The 9,809-nt window shown below is 51.6% G+C and carries 8 protein-coding genes, 3 tRNA genes and 1 rRNA gene; 11 read left to right on the top strand and 1 reads right to left on the bottom strand.

The annotated features are described in order from the left end of the window. The 4 genes from HMPREF9473_RS23815 to HMPREF9473_RS23800 all read left to right on the top strand — a co-directional run. Window positions 1-414, top strand: a 23S ribosomal RNA gene (locus HMPREF9473_RS23815); the annotation flags it as partial. A gap of 93 nt (window positions 415-507) precedes the next feature. Then, window positions 508-580, top strand: a tRNA-Asn gene (locus HMPREF9473_RS23810). Between the two features lie 62 nt (window positions 581-642). Beyond that, window positions 643-714: transfer RNA gene (locus HMPREF9473_RS23805), tRNA-Glu, on the top strand. Between the two features lie 35 nt (window positions 715-749). Next, window positions 750-820: transfer RNA gene (locus HMPREF9473_RS23800), tRNA-Cys, on the top strand. A gap of 469 nt (window positions 821-1,289) precedes the next feature. Here the strand turns inward: HMPREF9473_RS23800 and HMPREF9473_RS23795 are convergent. After that, a complete protein-coding gene (locus tag HMPREF9473_RS23795) occupies window positions 1,290-2,054 on the bottom strand; it encodes a DeoR/GlpR family DNA-binding transcription regulator (RefSeq protein WP_006782788.1) in 765 nt (254 codons plus the stop codon). Between the two features lie 83 nt (window positions 2,055-2,137). Between HMPREF9473_RS23795 and HMPREF9473_RS23790 the strand changes: the two genes are divergently transcribed. Genes HMPREF9473_RS23790 through HMPREF9473_RS23760 form a run of 7 tightly spaced genes read left to right on the top strand, consistent with a single transcriptional unit; the run spans window position 2,138 to window position 9,806 of the window. Next, window positions 2,138-3,196 (top strand): ADP-ribosylglycohydrolase family protein, encoded by a 1,059-nt coding sequence (locus HMPREF9473_RS23790; protein ID WP_006782787.1) that lies wholly within the window; start codon window positions 2,138-2,140, stop codon window positions 3,194-3,196. Continuing rightward, window positions 3,183-4,220, top strand: a complete 1,038-nt coding sequence (locus HMPREF9473_RS23785) for an ADP-ribosylglycohydrolase family protein (protein WP_006782786.1) — start codon at window positions 3,183-3,185, stop codon at window positions 4,218-4,220. The genes HMPREF9473_RS23790 and HMPREF9473_RS23785 overlap by 14 nt, the downstream gene beginning before the upstream one ends. Further along, entirely contained in the window at window positions 4,213-5,217 is a 1,005-nt protein-coding gene (locus HMPREF9473_RS23780; protein ID WP_006782785.1) for an ADP-ribosylglycohydrolase family protein, read from the top strand. The genes HMPREF9473_RS23785 and HMPREF9473_RS23780 overlap by 8 nt, the downstream gene beginning before the upstream one ends. A 2-nt stretch (window positions 5,218-5,219) precedes the next feature. Then, complete coding sequence (locus tag HMPREF9473_RS23775) at window positions 5,220-6,158, top strand: carbohydrate kinase family protein (RefSeq protein WP_006782784.1); 939 nt, start codon at window positions 5,220-5,222, stop codon at window positions 6,156-6,158. Then, window positions 6,158-7,186 (top strand): BMP family ABC transporter substrate-binding protein, encoded by a 1,029-nt coding sequence (locus tag HMPREF9473_RS23770; protein WP_006782783.1) that lies wholly within the window; start codon window positions 6,158-6,160, stop codon window positions 7,184-7,186. The genes HMPREF9473_RS23775 and HMPREF9473_RS23770 overlap by 1 nt, the downstream gene beginning before the upstream one ends. Window positions 7,187-7,234: 48 nt before the next feature. Continuing rightward, complete coding sequence (locus HMPREF9473_RS23765) at window positions 7,235-8,758, top strand: ABC transporter ATP-binding protein (protein ID WP_006782782.1); 1,524 nt, start codon at window positions 7,235-7,237, stop codon at window positions 8,756-8,758. Then, entirely contained in the window at window positions 8,748-9,806 is a 1,059-nt protein-coding gene (locus HMPREF9473_RS23760; protein WP_006782781.1) for an ABC transporter permease, read from the top strand. The genes HMPREF9473_RS23765 and HMPREF9473_RS23760 overlap by 11 nt, the downstream gene beginning before the upstream one ends. Window positions 9,807-9,809: the final 3 nt, after the last annotated feature.

Genomic DNA, 9,809 nt, shown 5'->3' with positions numbered 1-9,809 from the left:
GGAGTGGTTTGGCACCTCGATGTCGGCTCATCGCATCCTGGGGCTGAAGTAGGTCCCAAGGGTTGGGCTGTTCGCCCATTAAAGCGGTACGCGAGCTGGGTTCAGAACGTCGTGAGACAGTTCGGTCCCTATCCGGCGTGGGCGTAGGATATTTGAGAGGAGCTGTCCTTAGTACGAGAGGACCGGGATGGACTGACCTCTGGTGTATCTGTTAGACTATCAAGTCTATGGCAGAGTAGCCAAGTCGGGAAGGGATAAACGCTGAAGGCATCTAAGCGTGAAGCCCCCCTCAAGATGAGATATCCCATACGCAAGTAGTAAGACCCCTTGAAGACGACGAGGTAGATAGGGCAGAGGTGGAAGCATGGCAACATGTGGAGCTGACTGTTACTAATAGGTCGAGGGCTTAACCAAGTTGGTTTAGGTAGAGGAAATAAGAACGGATGATAAGGTATATAGCAATGTGTGGTTTTGAGGGTATATGGTAGAATACAGTATACCTAATATTCCTTGATAGCTCAGTCGGTAGAGCACGCGGCTGTTAACCGCGGTGTCGTTGGTTCGAGTCCAACTCAGGGAGTTTTTTCTGACTGTGGGAGTTCCAATTGACAGACCGGGAAAAATGTAGTATGATATCAACACGGCCCCATGGTCAAGCGGTTAAGACATCGCCCTTTCACGGCGGTAACAGGGGTTCAAATCCCCTTGGGGTCATTTTTACAAAGCTTACAACATATAATTATATATATGGCGACATAGCCAAGTGGTAAGGCATGGGTCTGCAACACCCTGATCACCAGTTCAAATCTGGTTGTCGCCTCTTAGTTGAAGTATCGCAGCATCTTATAAATGAGGTGTTGCGATACTTTTTTGTTGACTGAAATTGTATGCGAATGTATGCAAGATTTTGGTTAGTCCAGTCTCATTTTTTCATTTACCTATTTTTATAATTTCCCAAAAATATTTTGCCATATTTGGCGTTGATTTTAAATCTGCTTTTCTTAGAAAAAGCTTCAAATTCTTAGTGATAGGGATTTGGAGCTTTTTTATTTGCCAACCATTCATGGAATATAGAAAAAAATGTTTGAAAATGTTTAAACAAACAAAAACATGGCGGATTGGTGATAAATAAATCAAAATCAAATATGATAACGTACAGACATTGGATAATGTGCACAAAAAATACCAAAAAATGGATGGATTAATCAAATAAATAGCACAAAAAATATCTTGATAATCTGAAAAACAAGTGATAGTATTCAAATATAAAACAAACATTAAAACAAAAATCAGACAATTGAAAGCTTGATGGAATGGTCGGTGCAGTAGTCGATGAAATCCTGGGGGGCGTTGGAATCGGTGATGATGAGGCTGAATTCTTCCAGGGTGCCCAGCTTCATGAAGCGCGGTGGTTTGATCTTGGAACTGTCCATCAGGATGATGGTGTTCTCAGACTGTTTTATCAGCAGGCGTTTGATGCTTAGCTCATGGGACGAGCTGGTGGTGATGATGCCGTCGGGGGTGATGCTTGGAAAGCCCAGGAAGGCGGTTTTGAAATACATATCACCTAACAAGTCCATGGTGTAGGGGCCGGTGACGGAGCTGGTGGCCTTGCTGACGGCGCCGCCGAGGCAGAAGGCGTCGATGTTTGGAAATTCACTGAAGGCCAGAGCGGTCTTTAGGGAATTGGTGGTGACAATCAGCTGGATGTTGTGTGGGAGATAATCGAGCATGCAAAAAACAGTGGAGCTGTCGTCCACAAAGATGTTGTCACCGGAATGCAGGTGTTTGACGGCTTCCCTGGCGATGGCCTTTTTCTCAGAGATGTGAAGAAGGGACCTGGCGGAAATGTTGTTGCCGTCGATGTAGTGCTCCGTTGGAAGAAGAGCGCCGCCGTGGGTGCGGGTGGCCTTTCCCTGAGCGACAAGCTCCGCCAAATCTCTTCGGATCGTCATATCGGAAACCTGAAGAGAGTGGCTGAGGGACTGCACATCCACAAAACCCTGTAAAACCAGCAGATTTTCAATTTGTTTCATTCTGGTTCGCTTTGACATACGCTTCGTCCTCCTGATTTTTTTCATTATAGCAGAATCGGGATAGGTTTCCAATAGATTTTATGAAATGAAAGGGGTAGGAAATGGAACTGACAAGGAAAGAGAGAATCCTGGGCTGTCTTATTGGCGGCGCTTACGGGGATGCACTGGGGGCGCCGACGGAGAACCGGACACGGGAGCAGATTTTTGAGAAATGGGGGTATGTGGACCGATTGTATGCGCCGCCGTCGGATGTATTTGCAAGGGGAAATCAGGCGGGGCAGGTGACGGATGATTTCAGCATGGCTTATGTGACCATCATGGAGATATTGAAACATGGCGGGATGGTGAACGATGAGGTGGCGAAGAGTTCCCTGGTGGAGTGGTCAAAGGATGAGCGGTTTTTTGAGCAGTTTGTGGGACCTACCTCCAGGAAATTTATCAACCGGCTGAAAGGGCTGGAATGTGAGGTGGCCGTAACAAAGTTTGAACCGGTCAATGACAATCTGAGGGCTTCCAACGGCGGGGCCATGAAAATCGGTCCGGTGTCCCTGTTTGCAAAGGGAGATATGGACAAGGCCATGAAACTGACGGAGGTGATCTGTATGCCGACTCATGGCAACCGGATATCGCTCTCGGCGGCCTGCGGGGTGGCGGCTTCCGTAAACTCTGCGCTGATGGGGCATGATTTGTGTCAAATCCTCCAGGATGGTCTGGAGGGAGCCAGATATGGGGAGAGAACCGGCAGAGAAAAAGGAATCCCTATTGCCGGACCATCTATGGAGAAGCGGATGAAGCTGGCCATCCATATGGGATTCACAGCCGAGGATTTGAGCGGCGCCATGGACTGCATGAGAAGGTATTTTGACTGCAGCGGAATGGCGGCGGATTCCGTACCCGTATCCTTCGGTCTAATGGCGGCGGCCGGCGGGGATGTGTGCCGGGCTGTGGAGGCGGCGGCCAATATTGGAAATGACACGGACACCATTGCCACGATTGTGGGGGCGGTCCTGGGAACATCCTGCGGCAGCAGGGCCTTTGACGGGGAGATCATCCGCACCATTAACCAGGTCAACGGCTACGAGCTGGAAAAGCTGGCGGAAGAGATAGAACAATGTCAAATAATAATCAGGGAGGGAAATGAATCGCATGAACAGAGATAACATCTTAGGCTGCCTTCTGGGAGGCGCGGTGGGGGATGCCATGGGGGCGGCCACCGAGGTACGTACCATGGAGCAGATAAAAGAGCAGTTTGGCGGATATGTGAGAGAATTTTTTACACCGCCGGAGGATACCTTTGCCCATGGCTGTAAGCGGGGGCAGATAACGGATGATTTCAGCATCGCATACATGAACTGTGTGGAGATCGTCAATAATCATGGAATAATCGATGAGGAGACGGCCAAAAAGGCGCTTTTAAAATGGTATGAGGTGCCGGAGTTTAAACGGTTTGCGGGACCAACCACAAAAGCGGCCGTGCAGGCGCTCGCTGGGGAAACGCCGGTGGATACGGGGCAGGAAACCTTTATTCCGGCGGTGGATAATGGAAAGGGAACTAACGGCGCGGCCATGAAAGCGGCTCCTATCGCCCTGTTTGGCGGGGATGATGTAGAGCTGGCTATCAGGAATACGGTAAAGCTGTGCGGAGTGACCCACAATAACAACATTGCCTTATCGGGGGCCTGCGCCATAGCGGCAGCCACGGCCCAGGCGCTTCACGAGGGGACGACCCTGAATGAGATTATTGATGCTGGTGTGTACGGGGCGGCCCAGGGAGATCAACTTGGCAGAGCCAGTGGAAAGACGATTTGTGGTCCCTCCATAGAGAAGCGGATTAAAAAGGCGGTGGAGCTTGGTATTCTGGCTAAGGACATGGAGGAAGCGCTGACGCTAATAGAAGATTACATTGGAAGCGGGCTGATGGCGGCGGAGGCGGTGCCGGCCGTATTTGGGCTGATAGCGGCTTCCAAAGGGGATTTGCTGGAGGCGCTCTTTGCCGGTGTAAATATCGGAGATGACACGGATACGGTGGCGACGATGATAGGCGGCATTATGGGAGCATACCGGGGAGCGTCATCATTTCCGGATGAATATTTAACGGTTATAAAAGAGAATAACCGGATTGACATCGAGGGGCTGGCAGAACAGATCGAAGAGTTGTGGAAGGGAGAACAGGAGCATGTATAACAAGATTTTGGGAGGTTTGGTAGGCGCTGCGGCGGGGGACGCCATGGGGGCTGCCACGGAGACAAGGACCAGGGCGCAGATAGAGGAGCGGTTTGGCGGTTATGTGACAGAGTTTCTGACGCCGCCGGAGGACACGTTTGCCAGGGGAAGCAGGGCCGGTCAGGTGACGGATGATTTCAGCGTTGCCTATGTGACGCTGAAGGAGATTTTAAAATGCGGGAAAATCACCGGGGACGTGGTGACGAAGGCGCTGTTAACATGGGCGGATGTGCCGGAGTATTTTGACCGGTTTGCAGGACCGACGACCAGGTCCAGAATCCAGGAATTGAGGGGCATCCCAGGAAATCCGGATATCTTTATCCCGGTTAATGACAATAATAAGGCCACCAACGGAGGGGCCATGAAAGCGGCGCCGATTGCGCTTTTGAGCAAAGGTGATGTGGATAAGGCCATTGCGGATGCCCTGGAGGTGAGCAGAATTACCCACAATAACAATATCGCGCTGGCGGGTACGGCAGCTATCGCGGCGGCGGCCGGTGCGGCGTTGAGGGAAGGCGCCACGGTCTATGACATCGTCAGCGCATCCCTGTACGGCGCGGGAGTGGGAGACCGATTTGGCAGAGAGCACGGATGCACGCTGGCGGGAGCTTCCATCGAGACGAGAATCCGGTGGGCAGTTTCCCTTGCGGTCAATGCGGGGAGTATGAGCGAGGCCATGGATGAGCTTAGCGATTACATAGGCAGCGGGCTGATGGCCGTGGAGGCGGTGCCGGCGGCGATTGGACTGTGTGTGGCGGCGAAGGGCAATACGGTGGACGGCATTTGCGGAGCGGTGAATATTGGAAATGATACGGACACGGTTGCGACCATGGTTGGCGGGATTCTGGGGGCGCTTAACGGAATTGAATCCATGCCGTCCCATTATGTGGATGTGATAGAGCGGGAGAATCATTTTGACCTGGAGTCGATGGCGAGAGAGATAATGGAGTACAGATAAGCATGAAGAGAGACAGAATCGTTATGATTGGCTCGGGCTGCATAGATGAGTACTATGAGCTGAGTTATGTGCCGGCCATGGGGGAGAAAACCATCTGCCATCCTTTGGGGGCGCAGGTGGGCGGCATGATTGGTAACGCGGCTTCCGTGGCGGCGGCCTGCGGGATGGACACCTACCTGATGGACACGGTAAACCGGGGGCCCAACGTGCAGACGGTGCTGGAGGACTGCAGGAAGCAGGGGATTAAACTGGACCTGATGCGGTATGATGATTCCCTGCCGGATGTCAAATGTATCATATTTCTAAAGGACGGGGAGCGGATGATCTATGTGGTTCCCACCCAGAAACGGGAGCTGGTGCTGGATGAGGCCCAGGAGGCTATCTTGAAGGGTACCTCTTATGTCTACTCCTCCACCGCGGAGATTCGGTGCTTTGCGCGGCCCCTTGAGGTTCTAGATAAGTTCCATGACTGGAGGATACGGCTGGTGCTGGATGTGGAGTATCTGGACAGCGGTGTCATCGAATCAGAGTGGGAAGTGATAAAGAGGGCGGATATTCTGTTTGTCAACACAGAGGGGGACAGGCAGATGCGGGAGCAGATTTCTCCGGATTATATCTCTGTTTTAAACAAATCCGGGTGCATCGTGGCTGCGACAAAGGGGGAGCAGGGGTGTTCCATCTATGAACCGTCCGGGGAGAGAAACGATATTGACGCTTTCCGGGTAACGCCGGTTGACACAACCGGGGCGGGGGATACCTTTAACGCCAGTTTTGTCTATGGCATGTCCCAGGGCCTGGGAGTCCGGGAAGCGGGTGAGTATGCCAGCGCGGCGGCGGCCAGGTCCATCCTGTATATGGGACCAAGGAGCGGCGCCGTGGGAGTGGAGCAAGTAGAACAATTCATAAGTACATACAAGGGGAAATTTAAGGAGGAAGCATAATGAAGAAAAGAATGTTAACAGGGTTACTGGCATTGTCTATGGTAGTCTGTCTGGCCGGCTGTGGGGGCAATAAGACGGCTCAGACCTCTGCGCCGCAAGGGCAGCAGGAGGAGGCAAAGAAAAATGAAGCAGGGTCCAAAATGGCGGCGATGATTATTTCCATTGCCCAGGGAGACCCATTTCTGACGCTGGCCTATGCAGGTGTGGAGCAGCTGGGGGAGGAATACGGCATTGAGACGAAGATAATAGAGGCTCTTGATAAGTCGGAGTACAGCGAGCAGATTCGGGCTATGGCGGAAGCCGGAGCCAATCCCATCTATGTGGTGTGGGACGATTTGGCGACTGAGGCCATCAAGATAGCGCCGGATTTCCCGGACACGAAGTTTATCGTGGTGGACTGCTATGTGACCAGTGATTTGGGAAATGTGAAAACCATCGTTGTGGAGCCTCAGGAAGCGGCGTTTATCGCCGGCGTGGTGGCTGCGGAGACCTCCGAGAGTAAGCGGGTGTCCTGGATAGGCAGTGCGGACCAGCCGGTTATCAACAAGTTCCGTGCCGGTTTTGAGGCAGGGGTGGCTTATGCGGACCCGTCCGTGGAATGTGAGTCCCTGTATATTGGTGATGCCAATGACCCCAACAAGGGCGGCGAGCTGGCGAAGCAGGTCATTGGAAAAGGGGCGGATGTGGTGATGCATTCTGCCAACAAGGCCGGTCTCGGTGTTATCCGGGCCTGTGAGGGAGAGGGCGTCAAGGCCATCGGCGCGGATGAATGGCAGGGAGCCATCAATGAGGATATTGTGTTCTGGTCGGCGCTTAAGGATATCACAGGCGCTGTGTACCATGCGGGAAAGAGCGCGCTTGACAATACCTTTACCGCTGGGATGGACGTGTACAACATTTCCTCCGGTTTGAAGCTCTATGATGACAGGGATTATGCGAAGCTGCCGGATGATATCAAGAAGAAAGTGGACGAGACGGTTGAGAAGATGAAGAACGGTGAGATTGAGATTCCTTCTGACGTCGAGTAATGACAGCAAGGCGGCATAGATACGGAGAGGGGAACTGGAGAGAGACTTATGGCAGAAATACTAGAATTGAAAAACATATGTAAATATTATGGCTCGTTTGCGGCCAACAAGGATATAAGTCTGAAAATCAAAAAGGGAACCGTCCATGCGGTGGTGGGCGAAAATGGCGCTGGGAAGAGTACGCTTATGAACATCATAGCCGGGGTCAACCAGCCCACCAGCGGGGAAATCTTTCTGAATGGCAAAAAAGTCAGCTTTCAGGATGCCAATGACGCCAACCGGGCGGGGATTGGCATGGTGCAGCAGGAGTTTATGCTGTTTGATAAGCTGTCGGTGCTGGATAATATCATCATGGGATATGAGGATACGAAGAGAGGCTTCTTTATCAATAAGAAGGAGAGCTCCGAGAAGATTAAGAATATCTGTGAGGAATATGGGTTCCATTTTGATTTGAATACGCTGGTCCGTGACCTTCCGGTTGCGGTCCAGCAGCAGGTGGAAATTGTGAAGGTGCTGTTTCGGAAGGCGGATATTATTATCTTAGACGAGCCCACGGCGGTGCTGCCGTATCAGGAGATTCAGGGACTGTTTAAGGCGATCCGCTATCTGATTAGCCAGGGAAAGACGGTTATTTTTATCACGCATAAGTTAAAAGAGGTTTTGGAGATATCGGATACCATAACGGTTATGAAGGGCGGAGTCATCAGTGGGGAGATCAGCGCCGGGGAAGCGACGGAACTGACGCTCACCAACATGATGGTGGGCCGGGATGTGGTTCTGAAGCTGGATAAACAGTCGGGGCACTCGGAGAAAGAGGTGCTGAGTGTTGGGAACCTGGTGGTGAAGGACGACAGAAAGATTACCAGGGTGAAGGATATTTCCTTCTGCCTGAGAGAGGGAGAAATCCTGGGCATCGTGGGGGTGTCGGGCAATGGACAGAATGAGCTGGTGGAAGCCATAACCGGAATGCGGAGTTATGAGGCGGGAACGATCTGTCTTCACGGGGAGAAGCTGCCGGCGGGAACACCGCGGAACAACCGCCTGAAACATATCGGCTATGTCCCCCAGGATAGAATCAGCGTGGGCAGCTCAGTGGATTCCAGTCTGGTGGAAAACTGTATTATGGGGTATCATTTGAATCATTTAAAGAAAAAGGGGAATCTGATGGATTACCGGGGGGCGGAATCATTTGCGGACAGCATTATTGAGGAATATAATGTGAAAACGCGCTCCAGCAAAGACCGGGCGGGTTCGCTCTCCGGCGGAAATTTACAGAAGCTGATTGTGGGGAGAGAATTTTCCCAGAACCATAAGGTGCTGCTGATTGAGGACCCAACGAGAGGAATTGATATCGGCTCCATTGAATTCATCTGGAAAGAGATTCAGAAGCAGGTGGAGAAGGAGGGCGTTTCGGTCATCCTGATAACCTACGATTTGGCGGAGGCCATGACCCTCAGCGACAGGATTCTGGTCATGTATGACGGGCATATCAACAAGGAACTGACCGGTCCGGATTATGATGAGAAGGAGATTGGCATGTATATGATGGGAGGCGGAAGTGATGAGAGGTAAGGAAAAGTTTTCTCATAATGCATCAAATTACCTGATTTCCATAGTCCTTGTTCTCATAATCGCTTCGGTTTTGATACTGATTCAGGGTTCGAATCCAATTGAGGCATTTTATGAGATGGTAAATGGGGCGCTGGGAAGCACCTCCGCCATCGCCAGCAGTATCCGATGGAGCACACCGGTCATTATATCGTCCATGGCGGCGGTGGTGGCACAGAAATCGGGGATTAACAACCTGGGAATTGAAGGACAGATTTATTTCGGAGCGCTGACGTCCGCCATGGTGGGAGCCTATGTGCAGGGGCCTGGTTATGTGGTGATTCCGCTGGCAATTCTGGCAGGAGCGACGGCCGGTCTTCTCTACGCGGTGGTGCCGGCGATTCTGAAGGTGTACTGGAATATTGACGAGATGATAACGACTCTGATGCTCAACTATGTGGCGATTCAGGTGACGGAGTATCTGACCATGATGATTATGGGTCTGAGCAGTGACACCAATCCGGATATGATTGCGACGCCGGAAATCCAGGAGAGTGCCAGGCTGACGAGAATCATGCCGCCTTACCAGGCATCCACCGGCATTTTCATTGGGCTGGGGATTGCGGTTGTTATTTTTATTCTGTACAAGTATACGAGAGTTGGATATGAGTGGAAAATGATCGGCAGAAACCGTATCTTTGCAAAGTACGGCGGTATCCGGCATTTGAAAAATTATTTTATTATTTTCCTGTGCAGCGGCGCGATTGCGGGAGTCTGCGGGGCGGTTGAGATCTTGGGGCCGCATCTGAGGTTCCGAACGAATTTCTCCAGCAATATGGGGTGGGATGGCATCATGGTGGCGCTGGTGGCGAAGAACAATCCGGCGGCGGCCGTGGTGGTTGCCATTGTCTGGGGAATGATTAAGGCGGGCTCCATGTCCATGGAGCGGATGACCAGTGTGAACAGGATACTGGTTACCCTGGTGCAGGCGTTGTTTGTGCTGTTTATTACGGTGGATTTCAGAACGACGTTTCAGAAGGCATTGAAAAAATGGAATGCAAAGGAGGGATGATTC

This window comes from Hungatella hathewayi WAL-18680 (assembly GCF_000235505.1).
Classification (GTDB): Bacteria; Bacillota; Clostridia; order Lachnospirales; family Lachnospiraceae; genus Hungatella_A; species Hungatella_A hathewayi_A.
This window is presented reverse-complemented; position numbering and strand designations above follow the sequence as displayed.